Origin of the sequence: Bradyrhizobium sp. LA6.1, from assembly GCF_040547805.1 — a bacterium.
Lineage (GTDB): Bacteria > Pseudomonadota > Alphaproteobacteria > Rhizobiales > Xanthobacteraceae > Bradyrhizobium > Bradyrhizobium barranii.
In genome coordinates, this window is record NZ_JBEPQK010000007.1 from 42,908 (window position 1) to 60,562 (window position 17,655).

Here is a 17,655-nt window from a genome sequence, read left to right on the forward strand (position 1 = left end):
CTCGATCTGGAACTTGTTGTCCTCGGCGCGGAGCATGGCGGATCCTCCCGATTTGATTTTCGGGAAGATTGGCGCGGACGCGGGAAGACGTCAACGCAAGAACGGCTTCGTGAAGTGGGTTGGCGCAGCGCAATCGCCGCCTTTATCGCAGGCCGAAGGGGGCAGATCTTAGGGCTCCTATCCGCCCCCATCGCAATTACCTGACGGTGACGGCGACTGTGTATACCTTGCCATTATCCGGGTCGGTAGGGTCCGCCGTCACGCGCCGATACGTGAAGGAGTCTTCACCGACATAACCCTTCTTGGATTGGTACACCACGCTGGTCAGCCGCACGGTCTTGGCCTCTCCGCTTCTCAATTTGCGTTGCCCGGTGCTCGCTCGCGTCGTCACGGCACCGCTCTTCGGCGGAGTCACGACTTCAATGCTGACGGGCCAGACCTTGCCACTGCTGTCGACGCGCCAGTGTCCGCCGCATTTGCAGATTTCCTTTGCCTCGCCCGATTTCACGACGAGCGACGTGTTCCCCCCGCCCGCATGTGCGCCACAGAGGATTCCGAAGAACAGGACGAGCCCCGCGGTGATTTTGATCAAGAGGGCCGACGGTAGGCGTACCGGGTAGGTTGTCATTTCATAAGTCTCCAATGAAAAAATCTTAGAGTTATTGTATGGGATTGTTCCGGCTGGCGAGGCCGATGCACTCGTGCCCGGCTATCTCAAGGTTCTCGCGACTCGAAATCCAACGTTGCTCACGCGTCCTTCGGACTGCACGCCGTAACGGCTCCCCGCTTCGACTGCATCCGCCTTGCTGACCCAGGAGCCTCCCCTGAGGACACGCTGCTCGCATCGGCCTTTCAGCCAAGGACTCCCGTCCACAGGCACGCCCTCATAAGTGTCGTTGACGCAATCCTCGACCCATTCCCAAATATTGCCGTGCACCTGATAGAGGCCCCACGGATTCGGCTGGAAGGAATCGACAGGAGCCGTCTTTTGCCCGGAGGCACCCTTTGCATTCTTGTCCTGGCTGGCCCTGTCATCGTAGTTGGCCTGGCCCCGAGACACGGAGACTCCCCACCAGAACGATGACGTCGTTCCCGCGCGCGTCACATATTCCCGCTCGGCTTCGCTCAGGAGGCGGTACGTCTTGCCGGTGCGGGCCGACAACCAGGCTGCATAGCTCTTGGCATCCGACCAGGAAATGTTGATCGCCGGTCGTCTCCCGCGGCCCCAACCGTTGTCCCAGGGCTTGTACCCATTGCATCCCCCATCGGCGACGCAGGCGTCCCATTCCGCAAACGTGACAGCGTAACGGCCAACCGCGAATGAATGGGCGAACGTCACCTTGTGGCGAGACGATTCCGCGGTGCGTTTCGATGCACTCTCCGACGTCCCCATCATGAACGCGCCCGGCGGGACCACAACCATCTCCGGACACTTTTCACATTCCTTGAAGCTGGCCTTCTGCTTCAGAGCCGCCTCTTCCGAATCGGACAACACCTTGATGCCAATCGCAGTCAGTCCTTCGCGCTGCGGGGTCGTGTCTGGAGCCGGAAGCGTGGCGTTGGTGGAGGCCACCTGCACCGCCTGTAACGCCTTGAACCGTTCGCGCGCCTCTGCGGAGCGCGCGCTTTCGGGAAATTTGCTCAGAAACTCTTCGAACATCGCCGGCGAGCGCCCATCCTTGATCGCATTCCAGACGATCTCATCGGTCGCGGGCGGGGCCGGCGGCGGTGCAGCTGCCGCCGCGCGTTCCTTCCACAGCTCGTCACGACGCGACAGCGCGGCAGAGACGTGCGAACTGCTGGAATATTTTGCGGAATACTCCTCGAAGATCGCGGGATCGTGCGACTCCTTGATCGCGTTCCAGACGATCTCATCTGCAGGCGGAGGTGGCGGCGCTTGAGCAGCAGCGATCTCCTTCCTCAGGTCATCCCCGCGCTGTCGTGCGTCCGCGATGTGCGGGCTCGCCGCATATTTACTCACGAACTCATCGAAGATCGCGGGATCGCGCGATCCCTTGATCGCGGCCCAGACGATGTCCTCGGCGGCGGGAGGTGGCGGAGCTTGCGTGGCGGCAATCTGCTTTTTCAGCTCATCCTTGCGCCTCAGGGCGTCCGCCAGATGCGGGCTTGCCGGAAACTTGCTGGCGAAATCATCGAAGATTGCCGGATACGTCGAGCCTTTGATGGCATCCCAGACGACCTCGTCGGCGGTCGGAGGCGGTGGAACGCGGGCGGCAGCGGCAGCGATCTGCTTTTGCAGCTCGTCGGCACGCGATTGCGCCTCGGCTCGATGCTTGCTGGCTGGAAACTTGCTGAGGAAATCATCGAAGATCGCGGGATAGTTCGAATCCCTGATCGCCGCCCAGACGATTTCGTCGGCGGTCGGCGGCGGGGGTATGCGCGCGGCAGCCGCAGCTTGCGCCTGCTTGAGCTCATCACGCCGTGATTGGGCCGCCTTCAGATGTGGCGTCGTCGGAAACTTCGCGATGAACTCCTCGAACACGGCCGGATAGGTCGAATCCTTCACGGCGTTCCAGACGATGTCATCCGTCGTTGGCGGTGGCAGCAGTTTCGGTGCATCGACGATCGAGATGACAGAGCCGCCCAATGATCCATAGACGAACGGCTCCTGGTGACGATTGGTGACCTTCAGCACTTCGTCGCGAACTCGGCCGAATGCAATCCTCAAGTCCAAGCCGGGAGCGGCGATGTTGTGCAGCAGCGCGGCCGTGAAAGGACTGTTTTTGGCATCGCCGTCCAGCGCAACCGATCCGGCCTTGGCCGCGAAGGCAATCAGCGTATCGGATATCGCGGGCTCGACCTTCGCCAACCCGCGACCGATCGATCGGGACGCTATGGTTCGCTTCATGGTCTTCAAGAACGGGTTGTCCCGGCACGCATCCAGGATGACGAGGCGAAGCCGCCTGGTGGGCTCGATTGATTTCAGAATGCGATCGAGGGAAATAGCCTCATCCTCGATGTCGAAATCGCGCGACAACTTCGCGTCGACGGGGATGACGTAGTTTGCACCATCGACCTCGATGCCATGGCCGGCGAAATAGACGACGGCCACGTCGGCATCGCTTGCCATCTCGGCGAAATCGCTGATCGCGCGCCGCATGTCTGAAATCCCAAGATCACGGCGGGCATCGATCGCGGAAAATCCTGCAGATCTGAACAGGGAGGCAATCTCGGCGGCGTCATTCCGGGGATTCGGAAGGCTCGGGACATTCCGGTACGACGAATTGCCAATCACCAGAGCGACGCGCTTCTCGGCCAGCGCCTGACCCGCGAACCCGTAAAAAACGAGCGCAAGAATGGTAGCCGCCACCCAGCGCATAATTCCCCCCAAATCGCCCTTTGCGAGTATATCGCTGGTTGTAGCCCCTGCAAGCAGCACCGCGAGCCCACATCATTCGACGGGGGCGATCCCAAGTCCGTGATTCAGGTCACTGAGCGATTGGCGACGGTGGCCGTTTAAATCGGCCTTTCCCCCTTCACCGTCACGCGCGTGCCCGAGCGCGTATGCGGCCAGTAGTCCCACATCGCGCGGTGCTGGGTGCAGCGGTTGTCCCAGAAGGCGATGGCATTCTCGGTCCAGCGGAAGCGGCACTGGAACAGCGGGTTCTCGGCGTGCTGGTAGAGGTAGGCGAGCATCGCATCGCTCTCGTCGCGCGGGATGCCGTTGATGTGGCGGGTGAAGCCGCGGTTGACGTAGAGCGCCTTCCTCCCCGTCACCGGGTGCGTGCGCACCACCGGATGCTCGGCGCTCGGATAGGACGGACGATCGGCGACGCCGTAATTGGCGTAAAGCCCGCGATAGATCGGCTCGCCGTCATGCAGCGCGGTCAGCCCGTCGAGATACGCCTTCATCCGGTCCGACAGCGCCTCATAGGCCGCGTACATGTTGGCGAACAGCGTGTCGCCGCCGCGCGGCGGGCACTGCTTGATGTAGAGGATCGAGCCCATCGGCGGCTCGAGATCGCAGGACACGTCCGAATGCCAGCCCTCGCCGTTCGCCCGCGGCGAGTTCTTGTCGGCGTAGATCTTCATCAGCGCGGGATCCTCGTCCTCGTGCGGCGCGGCGGGATGGAAATGCAGCTCGCCGAACTTGCGGCCGAACGCGAGATGCTGTTTTGGCGTGATGTTTTGATCGCGGAAGAAGATGACGAGGTTTTCGGCAAGCGCGCGGTGGATCTCGTCCATCTGCCGGTTGGAGCGGGAATCGCCATCGACGAGGCTGCCGATATCGACGCCGGATATTTCCGCGCCGATGATGGGGGTGAGCTTTTCGACCGCGATGGTCTCGTAAGCCGCGCCGTCTTCGGCCGTGTGGCGGTAGCGCGGACCTTGCTTGCCGGATAGCGAGCTCATGGGTGTTGCTCCCAATCATTGTTGATTGGGGACATCGTAGCCCGGACGGAGCGAAGCGCAATCCGGGAACGGTCGTTCCGCGGTGAGCAGCGCCCCGGATTTCACGGTCGCGCAAAAAATAAGGCGGGTTACGCTTGCGCTAACCCGCCCTACAATTTCAATGTTCAGTAGGCGCTTATTCCGCCGCGGTCACCGGCACCTTGGCGCCCTGGCCGTAGCGCTGGTCGATGTAGTCGATCACCAGCGCCTTGAAGTCGGCGGAGATGGTCGGGCCGCGCAGCGTGCGGAATTTCTTGCCATCGACGAAGACGGGCGCGGCCGGCGCTTCGCCGGTGCCCGGCAGCGAGATGCCGATATTGGCGTGCTTGGATTCGCCGGGGCCGTTGACGATGCAGCCCATCACCGCGACGTTGAGCTCTTCGACGCCCGGATATTTCGTCTTCCAGCCCGGCATCTCGTCGCGGATGAACGCCTGGATCGAGCTCGCCAGCTCCTGGAACGTAGTCGATGTGGTGCGGCCGCAGCCGGGGCATGCTGCGACCAGCGGCACGAAGGTGCGGAAGCCCATGGTCTGCAAGAGTTCCTGGCCGACCTGCACCTCACGGGTGCGGTCGCCGCCGGGCTCCGGCGTCAGCGAGATGCGGATGGTGTCGCCGATGCCCTGCTGAAGCAGGATGCCGAGCGCGGCCGACGAGGCCACGATGCCCTTGGTGCCCATGCCGGCCTCGGTGAGACCGAGATGGATGGCGTAATCGGAACGCGCCGCGAGATCCTGATAGACCGCGATCAGATCCTGCACCGCCGACACCTTGGCGGACAGGATGATGCGATCCTTGGGCATGCCGAGCTCTTCGGCGCGCGCGGCCGAGAGCAGCGCCGACTGCACCATGGCCTCGCGCGTCACCGCGCGCACGTCGCGCGGATTGGCGGACGCGGCGTTCTCGTCCATCAGCTTGGTCAGCAGCTCTTGGTCGAGCGAGCCCCAATTGGCGCCGATGCGGACCGGCTTGCTGTTCTTGTTCGCGATCTCGATGATGTCGGCGAACTGGGTGTCGCGCTTGTCCTTGAAGCCGACATTGCCGGGATTGATGCGATATTTGGCGAGCGCCTCGGCGCAGGCCGGATAGGCCGCGAGCAGCTTGTGGCCGATATAGTGGAAGTCGCCGATCAGCGGCGTGGTGATGCCACGCTTGGCCAGGCCGTCGCGGATATGCGGAACGGCAGCAGCGGCCTCCTCGCGGTCCACGGTGATGCGGACCATTTCGGAGCCGGCGCGCGCAAGCGCTGCGACCTGGGCGATGGTGCCGTCGATGTCGGCGGTGTCGGTGTTGGTCATCGACTGCACGACGATCGGCGCACCGCCGCCAACGGCGACGTCGCCGACCTTGACCTGGGTGGTCCGGTGCCGGGGCGCCGGGCCCGCGATGTCGGAATCAATGGGGTTTTCGAGCTTGTTCATGGGGTCCAAATATCAGGTTTTGGTGACGTTGAGCAATGCATCGCGCGGCGCCGCAGCCGTTGAGCTGGGACGGTTAACCAGAAAAAGCCCAGCAATTACAAGGATCGCAGCGGCCCCGAATGTCAGGCTCAAGGTGTCGTGCATGATGAAATAGCTACCCACCACGCCAAACAAAGGGGTGATGAAGGTAAAAGCCGACAATTTGCTGGCCGAATAGGTCTTCACCAGCGCGAACCAAAGCGTGAACGTGGTTCCGACCACCCAGATCGCCTGGAAGGCCATCAGGCCGAGCGACAGCGGCGACGGGGTCTGGGTGAAGGTCTCCCCAAACAGCCAGGCGGCGGTGCCCAGGATCGGGATCGAGGTCGCGACCTGATAGCCGAGTGCCTTTTCCGGCGCCGCGAAGCGCAGCCGGGTGCCCTTGGCGACCAGCGTGGTCGCCGCCCAAAGCCCTGCGCCGGCCACGATCAGGAGGTCGCCGAGCAGGATGTGCGAATCCACATTGGGCTGCGGCACGCCGATCGCGAGCGCAACTCCGGCAAAGCTCACGGCCAGCCCCAGCCATTGGGTGCCGCCGAGCCGCTCGCCGAGCACCTGGTAGGACCCGAGCGCGACGAAGAACGGCGCCGTGTAGAGGAACACCACCGCGCGCGAGGCCGAGGTCAGGCGCAGGCCCTGGAAAATCAGCACGAACTCGACGCCGAACATCAGCCCGGCGATCAGGCCGGCCTTCCACGTGCCGTCGCGCTCGAAGAATTTGACGCCGCGCAAGCTGCCGATAATGAACAGCACGGGCAACGCACCCATCGAGCGGATCATCGCCTGGAGCATCGGCGGCACCTCCGGCAGCACCAGCTTCACTGCGATCTGATTGAAACCCCAGGTCAGGCACAGCATGAGCATCAGGGCGATGGCGCCGGCACTGAGGGGGCGACCGGCGGACGGTATGGCTTGTGGTGCGGACATTTCTTCCCGAATACCGGCTTGCGCCGTTGTTGCTTTATGCAGCTTTCTGACAATGGGCGCAGACGCCCGTAATCTCCACCACGGACAGTTTTGGTGCGAAGCCTGAGCTGCGCGCGGCGGCATTGAGGTCCTTGGCGAAGGATGCCGACGGGATCTCGCCGACCAGGCCGCAGCGCTCGCAGATCAGGAACGCCACCGCCGAGGTCGCGTCGTGGTCGTGGGCGGCGCAGGCGAGATAGGCGTTGCGGCTTTCGATGCGGTGCACGAGGCCGTTGGCCATCAGGAAATCGAGCGCACGGTAGACCGTGATCGGCGCCGGCCGCGGCATCGACTTTGCCAATTCGTCGATGATCTCATAGGCGCCGAGCGGCCGGTGGCTGGACAGCAGCGCCCCCAGCACCTGGCGGCGGATCGGCGTGAATTTCTGCGCGCGAGCCTCGCAAACCGTCTCGGCGTGCGCCAGCGCGTCCGCGGTGCAGCGGCCGTGATCGTGGTCAGGCGTCGGAAATGCCGGCTTTGCGAGGGTCATGTGGCCTGCCTTCTAGCATTTCGGCCGTGGAACCCAAAGCGCGACCGGGAATGCGCCTGTCAGCCATGCTCTTGCTGCGGGACAGCGTCCCGCTAATCCGCCACGAAATAATCATAAGCTTGCTTATTATAGTCAAGCTCATTGGAGATAACGTTATGACCCGCGGGTCTGTCGACCAGAACTTCCTGTTCACGCTCGGTGAACTCTACCGCCTCTTGCGAGTCTATGCCGACAAGGAGGCATCGCGCTTCGGCATCACCCGCGCGCAATGGGCGGTCCTTGCCAAGGTCGAGCGCAGCGAGGGCATGAAGCAGTCGGAACTCGCCGAGTTGCTGGAGATGCAGCCGATCACGCTGACGCGCCTGATCGACAAGCTCTGCGACAGCGACTGGATCGAGCGCCGCAGCGACGCCTCGGACCGCCGCGTCAAGCGCCTCTATCTCAAGAAGGCCGGCCGTGCGCTGCTCGGCAAGATGAGCGGCCTGAAATCGGAACTCACGGCGAACGCACTCGACGGCATCAGCCCGGCGGACGCCCACCGTCTCCTCACCCAACTCGAATCCATCAAGGAAAACGTGCGTAACGCGATCCAGACATCCGGCGCGGAACAAGCGCGTAAGGAGCAGCGCTATGGCTGATCAGGTCCTCAAGTTCCAGCCCGAGCAGAAGAGCGACAGCGGTAAGCCCACCAAGAAAGCCGGCACCGATCCGCGCCGCCGCCTGGTGGCGGGCCTGCGCCGCTATCGCCGCGTCCTGCTCCTGGTCGTGCTGCCGCTCGTCGTCGCCGTCGGCGGCCTCACCTTCTATCTGAACGGCGGCCGCTATGTCGGCACTGACGATGCCTATGTCGGCGCGCAGAAGGTGCTGGTGACGCCCGACATCTCCGGCAAGATCCAGAAGGTCGTCGTGAGGGAAGGCCAGATCGTCAAGCAAGGCGACGAGCTGTTCGAGATCGATCCCGTGCCGTTCCGCCTCGCGGTGGACGAGGCGAGGGCGCAGCTGATGCAGGCGCAGTCGACCTATGACAACCTCCGCGCCAACATCAAGATCTACGGCGACATGCTCAACCTCGCGCAACAGGGCGTCGACCTGAAGCAGCGCGACGTCGAGCGCAAGCAGGCGCTGGTGAAGAACAGCTACGGCTCGCAGCTCGACCTCGACAACGCCGCGAACGCGCTGGTCACATCAGGTTCGATCGCGCAATACGTCAAGCAGCAGATCTCGACGGCCAAGACGCAGCTGCTCGGCGACACCGACCTGCCGCTGGAGAAATTTCCGCCTTACGCGCAGGCCAAGTCCAAGCTCGACAATGCCGAGCGCAATCTCGACCACGCCGTGGTGCGGGCATCGATGGGCGGCGTTGCGACGCAGGTCGAGCAGATTCAGCTCGGCCGCTACGTCACCGCCGGCACGCCAGTGTTCTCCATCATCGACGTCGCTCACCCCTGGGTCGACGCCAATCCGAAGGAGAGCGACCTCACCCACGTCACCGAGGGACAGCCTGTGACCCTCGAGGTCGACGCGTTTCCGAACCACGTCTTCAAGGGCAAGATCGGTTCGCTCTCGCCCGGCACCGGCGCGCAATTCGCGATCCTGCCGCCGCAGAACGCCACCGGCAATTTCGTCAAGGTGGTGCAGCGCGTGCCGATCAGGATCTATTTCGACGAGACCGACAAATACGTGCGGAAGCTGAAGGCCGGCATGAGCGTCTACGCCACCATCGACACCGGCCACAAGCGCTCGCTCGCCGGCCTGTTCGGATTGTCGGCGACGGCGAACCAGGACAAGGACTGATCCGATGTCCGGCCCCAATGCCAGCCTGATGGTCCCCGGCCTGCGCCGGAACATGGTGACGATCTGCGCCATGACCGCGACCATCATGCAGGCGCTGGACACCACCATCGCCAACGTCGCCTTGCCCTACATGCAGGGCTCACTGTCGGCCTCGCAGGACCAGATCAACTGGGTCTTGACCTCCTACATCGTCGCCGCCGCGATCATGACGGCGCCGGTCGGCTGGATCGCCAACCGCTTCGGCCGCAAGCGCATCTTCATCATCTGCGCCGCCGGCTTCACCTTCGCATCCGTGCTGTGCGGGCTCGCGCAGGACATCAACCAGATGGTGCTGTTCCGCCTGCTGCAAGGCGTGTTCGGCGCCGCCCTGGTGCCGCTGTCGCAATCGGTCATGCTCGATTATTACACGCTCCAGGAACGCGCCAAGGCGATGTCGATCTGGGGCATGGGCGTGATGATGGGCCCGATCATGGGCCCCTCGCTCGGCGCCTGGCTGACCGAGACCTATTCCTGGCACTGGGTGTTCTTCGTCAACCTGCCGTTCGGCGCCGTCACCGTGCTCGGCCTGATCGTCTTCATGGACGAGACCCGGAAGGATATCAGCCTCAAATTCGACTGGTTCGGCTTTGCCGCGCTGGCGGTCGCGATCGGCTCGCTTCAACTCGCGCTGGACAGGGGCGAGCAATTGGGCTGGCTCGAATCCAATGAGATCATCGCAGAGTTCATCGTCTCGGCCGTCGCCTTCTACTTCTTCCTCGCGCACTCCTTCACGACGTCGACGCCGTTCATCCGCTTCGCGCTGTTCAAGGATCGCAACTTCGTCACCGGCTGCATGTTCATGGTCGTGATGGGGCTCGTGCTGTTCTCGACCATGGCGCTGGCCTCGCCCTACATGCAGAACGTGATCGGCTATCCCATCATCACCGCCGGCCTGCTGCTGGCGAGCCGCGGCTTCGGCACCTTCTTCGCCATGATGCTGGTCGGCCGCATGATGCGTTATTTCGAGGCACGCACGCTGATCATCACCGGCCTGACGCTGACCGCGGGCTCGCTGTTCCAGATGACCGGGTGGACCGACCTGACCCAGGTGCCGGAGATCGTCACCGTCAGCGTCATCCAGGGCTTTGGCTTCGGCCTCGTCTTCGTGCCGCTCTCGACGGTGGCATTCCTGACCCTGTCGAACGAGCTGCGTACTGACGGCACCGCGATGCTGACCCTGATGCGCAACGTCGCGAGCTCGGTCGGCATCTCCGTCGTCATCGCCGAACTGACGCAGGGAACGCGGCGGACCTACGCGATCCTGTCCGAGTACATCAACCCGTTCAACCACGCGCTCCAGATGCCCAGCGTCAGCGGCATGATCAATCTCTCCACCGACGCCGGCCGCGCCATGGCCGACAGGATGGTCAGCGTGCAGGCGCAGATCATCGCATTTGCGCACGACTATATGCTGGTGATGATCTTCATCCTCTGCACCATCCCGCTCGCCTTGCTGATCGGCTCGACCAAGGCCACGCTGCGCAAGCAGGCGGCCGGGCCGGAGCATGCGGTGATGGAGTAGCCACAGGTGTCATGCCCCGCGAAGGCGGGGCATCCAGTACGCCGCGGCTTCTCCGAAGCCCACAACCGTCTCTGGAATACTGGGTCGCCCGGTCAAGCCGGGCGACGACAGCGAGCAGGCGGCACGAGTTACTACAGTAACTCCTCGCAGCCCAAATCCTCGACCGCCATCATCACCCGCTCCAGATTGTTCCACCAGATCACCGGCGGGATGTTGACGCTCCACTGCCATACCGGCTTGGTGATGTGCCAGAGCACGGACCAACGGTAGTCGCGATCGAGCGCACCTCGCGTGTAGCCCGTGATGCCGCTTTCGATCAGCGTGTCATGATAGAAATTGAGCAGCGAGCGTTCGAGCGCCTGCCGTCGCTCCGGGTACCATTGCATCGCCATCATGTAGGCGAGATCGTTGGTCGGGACGTCGATGCCCCACAGGTCGAAGTCGAAGATGCGCGCGGTATCGGCGACACCGGTGCGGGGCAGCAGGAAATTCCAGCTATGGGCATCACCATGGGTGATGCTGAGATGACGGCGCGAATGATAGCGCTCGGATAGCCGGGCCGACTGATCGATGAGGCGACGGTAGATGAGGCGTCGCTCCTCGCTGAGACGGTCACCGAGCAAATCGGCAAAGCGGTCGTAATGACCCGCGAACGCCTCCATGTGCTGCGTGCTGTCTTCGGTGCTCGCCCAGCTGCCGACGGTCTCGCCGAGATCGGGATGGTCCCACCAGGCCGCATGCCAGCGCGCCAGCGTCGTGACGATCGCGATCGCCTGCTCGCGTGACGGCGGCAGCGGCCATTGCGTTGCGACCTCGTGGCTGTCGGTGAGATCCTCGAGCAGCAGGTGCCAGGCGAGGCTTTCTTCGTCGAAATGCGCGTCGAAGCAGCGCGGCACCAATCCCAGCGGCATCTTCGGCGCAGGCTGCGTGTAGTACGCCACCTCGTGCCGGCCGGCATTGGCGAGCGTCTGCGCAAACGCGGAATTGGCGGTCTTCAGGATCAGCGATTGCGGCGCACCGGCGGATTCCCCGACATAGCGCAGGCCGAGGCGGACGATGTGTGACACGACGGTGTCACGCTGATGCAGCACCTTCACCTCGCGCACGGCGCCAGCGTCCAGCACGCCACCCCTGCGCAGCGCAGCCGTCAGTTGGGCGGGCTCAACGACCGCCGGCAGTTGTGGAGGTGTCATGACCACGATGCCCCTGTCCCGCGCAATACTGCACGATCACGACCCCACGCACCAGCCGCAGACCCGGCGCCCGGCTCAAGCCGCTGCGGTCGAGTCGCGCACGGTCCGGACGACGACCGACCGCAGCGATTCCAGGTTGGCCGCCATGCCCGCGATCGCCTGCCTCACCTCCGTGGCGCGCTCGTCCACCGAGGCGGCGTCGCGGCTGACATTGGCGATCTTGGCCGAGACCTCCTTCGCAGCGGATGCCGATTCGGAAATCGACCGCGCGATCTCCCGCGTTGCGGAGTCCTGCTCCTCCATCGCCGCCGCGACCGAGGTCGCCACGCCGTCGATCTCGACGATGTGGCCTCCCATCGTCTCGACCGCATCGACCGCGGCCTGGGTCGAGGCCTGCACCTCGGCGATCAGGCGCCCGATCTCTTCGGTGGATTTGGCGGTCTGGTCGGACAGCGATTTCACTTCGGCCGCAACCACCGCAAAGCCGCGGCCGGCCTCGCCGGCCCGCGCGGCCTCGATCGTGGCATTGAGCGCCAGGAGGTTGGTCTGGCCGGCGATGCCGCCAATGAGGTCGGAGACCTCCGCAATCTTCTTCACCGCGCCCGCCAGCGCCTGGATGGTCGAACGCGCCTGCTCGCGGCCGGCGACCGCCGATTTCGTGACCGTGCTGGTCCGCGCCACCTGCGTTGCGATGTCCCGGATCGAGGCGCTCAGTTGTTCGGCCGCGGCCGAGACGGTCTGCGAGCTGCCCAGCGCCTGGGTGGACGCCGAGGCGACCGCCTGCGACTCCGCGGACAGCGACCGGGCGATCTCGGACAGGCTGGAGGCGGCCCGTTCGACGCCCTGGCTTGCCACGCTCGCGGAATCGACCGAGCGGCCGGTCTCGCGCTCGACGGTCTCGGCCATCTGGTGCAGGGCGCCACGCTTGGCCGTCGCGGCCTCGTGCTCCTTCCGCAACTGCTCCTCGCGCAGGCGCGAATTCTCGATCGCCCCCTGCTTGAACACCTGGAGCGCACCCGCCATCGAGCCGACCTCGTCCTGGCGGTGCGCGAAGGGGATGTCGGCGGCGAGATCGCCGGTCGCGAGCTTCTGCATCGTGTCCGTCATGCGCACGATCGGGCGCACCACGCCAAGCGCGACGCCGAGCAGGCCTGCGGCAATGAGGGCCAGGACGGCTGCGGAGACGCCGAGGAGAATGTAGAGGATCGAGCTGTCGCGCTCGGCCGCCAGCTTCTCCATGTCGGCATTCTGCTTGTTGGCGCTCTCGACGATGCTGTCGATGACGGCGCGGTGCGCGGTGTAGGCGTCCTTGAGCTGCGCATAGGCGCGTTCGGCGCCGGCCACGTCCTTGGCTCTGAGGGCTGGCAGGAGCTGGTCGGACAAGAGCTTCCAGAACTTCTGCACCTCGGCGTCGGATTTCGACACCAGCGCCGTCTTCAGATCGGTGGAGAGGTTGGAGGTGGTCCAGAATGCCTTGCGCTCATCGTAATCCTTGCGGAGCTGGACCAGGCGTTCGCCATGGGCCGACAGCTGGTCCGGCTCGCGCATGGCGAGCGTGGCCTCGAGATAGGCTTCGATCACATATTCGGGCGGCGGCAGGATGTCCGCGATGAGGTCGTTGCCGAGCTTGATGTCGGAATAAAGCGGACCGCCGACCTTGAGCTCGCGCAGGGCGTAAAGGCTGGTCGAGACGACGGCAGTAAAGCCGATGGCGAGAACGATCCCGAATGCAATGACCGCAGAAGAAAGCGAGAGACGAATTTTCATGAAACAATCCAATGGCGCAGGTCGAAATCCGAACGGACCCTAAACAACTGCGGTAAACACGGGATTGCTTCGCGCGGAAATTGTATCCCGCGGGCACCGGAAAATTACGAAAAGAGGACGTCAGTCGGTCGTTTTTGAGTCAGCGAGACCAACTCAGGGCACGGAGAGAAACGTCTCAGGCCCGATGAAACGCAGCAACTAGCTCAGTTGCGCTGGATGAGAAACGCGTGGCGGCTGTCGATATCGCCGCCACGCGTTGCTGCCTCACATGTCGAAGAAGACCGTCTCGTCGTCGCCCTGAAGCCGCAGGTCGAGCCGATAGACCGCCTTCCCCGCCTCGCGCGTCGCGATCAGCGTCGCGCGGCGATCGGCCGGCACCAGTCCCAGCACGGGATCGGCGGCATTGCCGGCCTCGTCGCTGAAATAGATACGGGTGTAGAGATGCCGCAGCATGCCGCGGCCGAACACCGCAAGCACGATGTGCGGCGCCTGCGGCTTGCCGTCGGGATCGGGCACCGCGCCCGGCTTGATGGTGTCGAAGGAATAATTGCCGTCCTTGTCGGTGCCGCAGCGGGCGAAGCCGCGGAAGCTGGCATTGGGCAGCGCGCGCTTGTCCTGGGGGTCGGCGAAGCGGCCCTGCGCATCCGCCTGCCAGATCTCCAGCATGACGTCGGGCACAACGACGCCGTCGCCGTCGAACACGCGGCCTTCGATGCGGACGCGATCCCCGGTGACGTCGGGCGTCAGCGTCGAATTGGTGAACGCGTCGTTCCAGGCGTATTCGCCGGTCGGTGTCAGGCCGTATTTGAAGAACGGACCGACGGTCTGCGATGGGGTAATACCGTTGTCCTGCACTTAAGTGTTCTCCATTGGCGTGGCGTTCTTGCCGCGCAGCACGATGTCAAAGCGGTAGCACAGCGCCCATTCGGGCTGGGTGTTCTCGAGGTCGAAAGACGAGACCATCCGCGCCCGCGCCTTCTCGTCCGGCACCGAGTTGAAGATCGGGTCGAACGGGAACAGCGGGTCAGCAGGGAAATACATCTGCGTCACGAGCCGCGTGACGAAGGAATGGCCGAACACCGACAGATGGATATGCGCGGGACGCCAGGCGTTGTGGTGATTGCCCCAGGGATAGGCGCCAGGCTTGATGGTGACGAAACGGTAATAGCCGGCGGCATCGCTCACGGTGCGGCCCGCGCCCGTGAAATTCGGATCGAGCGGCGCCGGATGCTGGTCGCGGACGTGAACGTAGCGGCCGCAGGAATTGGCCTGCCAGATCTCGACCAGCGAGTTCGGCACGCCGCGGCCGTCCTCGTCGCGCACATGGCCGTGCACGATGATGCGCTCGCCGATCGGCTCGCCGGTATGCTGGGTGGTGAGATCGGCATCGCCCTCGCGCACGGTCTCGTGGCCGTAGACCGGGCCGGTCAATTCCGACAGCGTGTGCCGCATCGGGATCAAGGGCTTGTTCGGCGCGCGCTTGATCGAGCTCTTGTATTCGGGCGACAGCGGCAGCGGATGCGCCTTGTTGCTGTCGACGGGATAGATGAATGTCATTGGCGAACTCCTCCCCGGCCATTTTGCTCCGGCCGGTCAACGCTTCCCCCGATCATTATAGAACATAACTAATCTAGGGAAGCGGGTTTGGCAGGTGTCCTGCGCCGGCAGGACCACGCTATTTGATCGGCGGACGCGGCAGCACGGCCTCACCGGCCTCCAGCCGGTAGGTGTGGTCGAGCGAATACCAGGGGGTCGCGACGTCTCGTGCGGTCGGATGCGGCGCGTCATGGCGCCGGAACTTGCCGATCAGTGCCTGCGTCACCCCGAACTGCACGTCGCTGTCGATATGGGGGTCGGCGGGGTCGTAGACCTGCGAGATCAGCACCTTGAATCCGGGCTTGAAAATCAGCGCGTGCAGATGCGCGGGCCGATAGGGATGCCGGCCCTGCGCCTCGAGCAGGCGGCCGACCACGCCGTCGGTCGGGATGGGGTAGCCGACCATCATCACCGAGCGGAAGGCGAAGCGCCCATCCTGGTCGGTCGTGAACTTGCCGCGCAGGTTCATGTCGGCCTGATCAGGGTCCTGGTTCTCGTAGAGACCGACCGGCGAGGCGTGCCAGACATCGACCTCCGCACCCGTGACGGGACGGCCGTCTTTGTCGACGACGCGGGCGCTGACGAACAGCGGCGCACCGGGCGTTTCCGAGCGGACGATCGAGCCGCCATTCTCGACCCGCGGCGAGTTCAACCGCCAGAACGGTCCGAGCAGCGACTGATCGGTTTCGGTATTGCCCTGATCGCCGTTGTTGAGCAGGCACACCAGCGGCGAGACGCCGAGCGAGCCCGCCATCAGCACGACTTCGTTGTGCGTGTCGGTCGTGAGCTTGCCGAGCTCGGCCACGATCGCGGTCGCGTCCCGGAACTCCTTCTCAGTCAGGCGGACATCGCGGACGAAGGCGTGCAGATGCTTGACCAGAGAGACCATGATCTGGCGCAGCCGCGGATCGGACGTCCGCTCCATCACCGCCAGTGCAGCGGCCGTGACGTCCTGCTCGCGTTCGATGATCATGCTCGTCTCCGGATTACCCGTCATTCCGGGCGCGAGTGAAACGAACGAGCCCGGAATCTTCGCCTCTCCCCGCAAGCGGGGAGAGGGGGAGGAGAGAGTTCAGTTCAGCTTCTCGATCGCAACGGCAACACCCTGGCCGACGCCGACGCACATGGTGGCCAGCGCGAGCTTGCCGCCGCGCTTTTCCATGCCGTGGACGGCGGTGAGCGCGAGGCGTGCGCCGCTCATGCCGAGGGGATGGCCGAGCGCGATGGCGCCGCCATGCGGATTGACGAAATCGGCATCGTCTGCAACGCTGAGCTGGCGCATGCAGGCGATGCCTTGCGAGGCGAAGGCCTCATTGAGCTCGATCAGGTCGAAATCGCTGATCTTCTTGCCGAGGCGTTCCATCAGCTTGCGGGTCGCCGGCACCGGGCCGATGCCCATGATGCGCGGCGGCACGCCGGCCGAGGCGAGGCCGAGGATGCGTGCGCGCGGGGTGAGGCCATGCTTCTTCACGGCGGCTTCAGAAGCCAGGATCATCGCGGCCGCGCCGTCATTGACGCCGGAGGCGTTGCCGGCGGTCACGGTGCCGGGATTGCGCACGATCGGCTTCAGTTTTGCCAGGCCTTCCAGCGTCGTCTCCGGGCGCGGATGCTCGTCCTTGTCGACCGTAATCGGGCCGGCCTTGCCGCCGGGGATGGTGATCGGCGTGATTTCCTCGGCGAAATAACCCGCCGCGATCGCCGCGCCTGCGCGCTGCTGCGAACGGATGGCGAAGGCGTCCTGGTCGGCGCGCGAGACCTGGAATTCCTCGGCGACGTTCTCGCCGGTCTCCGGCATGGCGTCGACGCCATATTGCGCCTTCAACAGCGGATTGATGAAACGCCAGCCGATGGTGGTGTCAAAAATCTCGGCGGAGCGCGAGAAGGCTTCCTGCGCCTTGCCCATCACGAAGGGCGCGCGGGTCATGGATTCAACGCCGCCGGCGATCGCAAGCTCGATCTCGCCGGAACGGATGGCGCGGCCGGCCGCACCGACCGCGTCCAGGCCGGAGGCACAGAGCCGGTTCAGGGTCTGCCCGGGAACCGAATCCGGCAGGCCCGCAAGCAGCAGGGCCATGCGCGCGACGTTGCGGTTGTCCTCGCCGGCCTGGTTGGCGCAGCCGAAGAAGACTTCGTCGACCTGTGCCCAGTCGAGATTGGGATGCTTGGCCATCAGCGCCTTGATCGGGGCCGCCGCGAGGTCGTCGGCGCGCACCTTGGCGAGCGAGCCGCCGAAACGGCCGATCGGGGTCCGCACGGCATCGCAGATAAAGACGTCACGCATCGTTGTTCTCCCTGAATGCCGCGGTCCGGCCCAAATTCTTCAATGTCCGCGGAGTTTTAGGAGGGCGCCCGCGGCAGGTCAATTGACGGTTTCTTGCGTGTTCCGAGGGGTGCGCACGCTGCCAATGCATGCCGC

General features: G+C 64.3%; 15 protein-coding genes. 3 read left to right on the top strand and 12 right to left on the bottom strand.

Annotated features, from left to right (window positions below; all coding sequences use genetic code 11):
* Positions 1-196 precede the first annotated feature (196 nt).
* The 6 genes from ABIB99_RS19365 to ABIB99_RS19390 form a co-directional block, all read right to left on the bottom strand.
* On the bottom strand, positions 197-628 hold the full coding sequence (locus tag ABIB99_RS19365; protein WP_063980026.1) for a hypothetical protein: 432 nt from the start codon (positions 626-628) through the stop codon (positions 197-199).
* Positions 629-709: 81 nt separating this feature from the next.
* Entirely contained in the window at positions 710-3,340 is a 2,631-nt protein-coding gene (locus tag ABIB99_RS19370; RefSeq protein ID WP_354177140.1) for an SUMF1/EgtB/PvdO family nonheme iron enzyme, read from the bottom strand.
* A gap of 137 nt (positions 3,341-3,477) precedes the next feature.
* Positions 3,478-4,374 (bottom strand): TauD/TfdA dioxygenase family protein, encoded by an 897-nt coding sequence (locus ABIB99_RS19375; protein ID WP_354177142.1) that lies wholly within the window; start codon positions 4,372-4,374, stop codon positions 3,478-3,480.
* 175 nt (positions 4,375-4,549) lie between these two features.
* On the bottom strand, positions 4,550-5,833 hold the full coding sequence (ispG, locus tag ABIB99_RS19380) for a flavodoxin-dependent (E)-4-hydroxy-3-methylbut-2-enyl-diphosphate synthase (RefSeq protein ID WP_354177143.1): 1,284 nt from the start codon (positions 5,831-5,833) through the stop codon (positions 4,550-4,552).
* A gap of 12 nt (positions 5,834-5,845) precedes the next feature.
* Positions 5,846-6,799, bottom strand: a complete 954-nt coding sequence (locus ABIB99_RS19385; protein WP_354177398.1) for a DMT family transporter — start codon at positions 6,797-6,799, stop codon at positions 5,846-5,848.
* 34 nt (positions 6,800-6,833) lie between these two features.
* Positions 6,834-7,328 (bottom strand): Fur family transcriptional regulator, encoded by a 495-nt coding sequence (locus ABIB99_RS19390; protein WP_038943833.1) that lies wholly within the window; start codon positions 7,326-7,328, stop codon positions 6,834-6,836.
* Between the two features lie 155 nt (positions 7,329-7,483).
* Here ABIB99_RS19390 and ABIB99_RS19395 point away from each other — a divergent pair, with 155 nt between their 5' ends.
* From ABIB99_RS19395 to ABIB99_RS19405, 3 genes are read left to right on the top strand one after another with little or no spacing between them, the layout of a single operon-like run.
* Entirely contained in the window at positions 7,484-7,966 is a 483-nt protein-coding gene (locus tag ABIB99_RS19395) for a MarR family winged helix-turn-helix transcriptional regulator (RefSeq protein WP_014491125.1), read from the top strand.
* Positions 7,959-9,122 (top strand): HlyD family secretion protein, encoded by a 1,164-nt coding sequence (locus ABIB99_RS19400; protein ID WP_354177146.1) that lies wholly within the window; start codon positions 7,959-7,961, stop codon positions 9,120-9,122. Before ABIB99_RS19395 ends, ABIB99_RS19400 begins: the two co-directional genes overlap by 8 nt.
* Before the next feature lie 4 nt (positions 9,123-9,126).
* A complete protein-coding gene (locus tag ABIB99_RS19405) occupies positions 9,127-10,683 on the top strand; it encodes an MDR family MFS transporter (protein WP_208067681.1) in 1,557 nt (518 codons plus the stop codon).
* Positions 10,684-10,814: 131 nt separating this feature from the next.
* Here the strand turns inward: ABIB99_RS19405 and ABIB99_RS19410 are convergent, their stop codons facing one another.
* The 6 genes from ABIB99_RS19410 to pcaF all read right to left on the bottom strand — a co-directional run bounded on the left by ABIB99_RS19410 (position 10,815) and on the right by pcaF (position 17,520).
* Positions 10,815-11,903 carry a phosphotransferase gene (locus tag ABIB99_RS19410; protein WP_354177399.1) on the bottom strand — a complete coding sequence of 363 codons (1,089 nt, stop codon included), beginning with the start codon at positions 11,901-11,903 and terminating at the stop codon, positions 10,815-10,817.
* Between the two features lie 48 nt (positions 11,904-11,951).
* A complete protein-coding gene (locus ABIB99_RS19415; protein WP_354177148.1) occupies positions 11,952-13,643 on the bottom strand; it encodes a methyl-accepting chemotaxis protein in 1,692 nt (563 codons plus the stop codon).
* A gap of 264 nt (positions 13,644-13,907) precedes the next feature.
* Positions 13,908-14,498 carry a protocatechuate 3,4-dioxygenase subunit alpha gene (pcaG, locus tag ABIB99_RS19420; protein WP_166347797.1) on the bottom strand — a complete coding sequence of 197 codons (591 nt, stop codon included), beginning with the start codon at positions 14,496-14,498 and terminating at the stop codon, positions 13,908-13,910.
* On the bottom strand, positions 14,499-15,200 hold the full coding sequence (pcaH, locus tag ABIB99_RS19425; protein ID WP_071909017.1) for a protocatechuate 3,4-dioxygenase subunit beta: 702 nt from the start codon (positions 15,198-15,200) through the stop codon (positions 14,499-14,501). It abuts the gene before it with no gap.
* A 118-nt stretch (positions 15,201-15,318) separates the two neighbouring features.
* Complete coding sequence (locus ABIB99_RS19430) at positions 15,319-16,212, bottom strand: dioxygenase family protein (protein WP_354177149.1); 894 nt, start codon at positions 16,210-16,212, stop codon at positions 15,319-15,321.
* Between the two features lie 99 nt (positions 16,213-16,311).
* Positions 16,312-17,520, bottom strand: a complete 1,209-nt coding sequence (pcaF, locus tag ABIB99_RS19435; RefSeq protein WP_354177150.1) for a 3-oxoadipyl-CoA thiolase — start codon at positions 17,518-17,520, stop codon at positions 16,312-16,314.
* Positions 17,521-17,655: the final 135 nt, after the last annotated feature.

Bases quoted from the DNA above. Each gene is read 5' to 3' on its own strand.
- ABIB99_RS19365 (WP_063980026.1), bottom strand. From the start codon at position 628: ATGACAACCTACCCGGTACGCCTACCGTCGGCCCTCTTGATCAAAATC.
- ABIB99_RS19370 (WP_354177140.1), bottom strand. From the start codon at position 3,340: ATGCGCTGGGTGGCGGCTACCATTCTTGCGCTCGTTTTTTACGGGTTC.
- ABIB99_RS19375 (WP_354177142.1), bottom strand. From the start codon at position 4,374: ATGAGCTCGCTATCCGGCAAGCAAGGTCCGCGCTACCGCCACACGGCC.
- ispG (WP_354177143.1), bottom strand. From the start codon at position 5,833: ATGAACAAGCTCGAAAACCCCATTGATTCCGACATCGCGGGCCCGGCG.
- ABIB99_RS19385 (WP_354177398.1), bottom strand. From the start codon at position 6,799: ATGTCCGCACCACAAGCCATACCGTCCGCCGGTCGCCCCCTCAGTGCC.
- ABIB99_RS19390 (WP_038943833.1), bottom strand. From the start codon at position 7,328: ATGACCCTCGCAAAGCCGGCATTTCCGACGCCTGACCACGATCACGGC.
- ABIB99_RS19395 (WP_014491125.1), top strand. From the start codon at position 7,484: ATGACCCGCGGGTCTGTCGACCAGAACTTCCTGTTCACGCTCGGTGAA.
- ABIB99_RS19400 (WP_354177146.1), top strand. From the start codon at position 7,959: ATGGCTGATCAGGTCCTCAAGTTCCAGCCCGAGCAGAAGAGCGACAGC.
- ABIB99_RS19405 (WP_208067681.1), top strand. From the start codon at position 9,127: ATGTCCGGCCCCAATGCCAGCCTGATGGTCCCCGGCCTGCGCCGGAAC.
- ABIB99_RS19415 (WP_354177148.1), bottom strand. From the start codon at position 13,643: ATGAAAATTCGTCTCTCGCTTTCTTCTGCGGTCATTGCATTCGGGATC.
- pcaH (WP_071909017.1), bottom strand. From the start codon at position 15,200: ATGACATTCATCTATCCCGTCGACAGCAACAAGGCGCATCCGCTGCCG.
- ABIB99_RS19430 (WP_354177149.1), bottom strand. From the start codon at position 16,212: ATGATCATCGAACGCGAGCAGGACGTCACGGCCGCTGCACTGGCGGTG.
- pcaF (WP_354177150.1), bottom strand. From the start codon at position 17,520: ATGCGTGACGTCTTTATCTGCGATGCCGTGCGGACCCCGATCGGCCGT.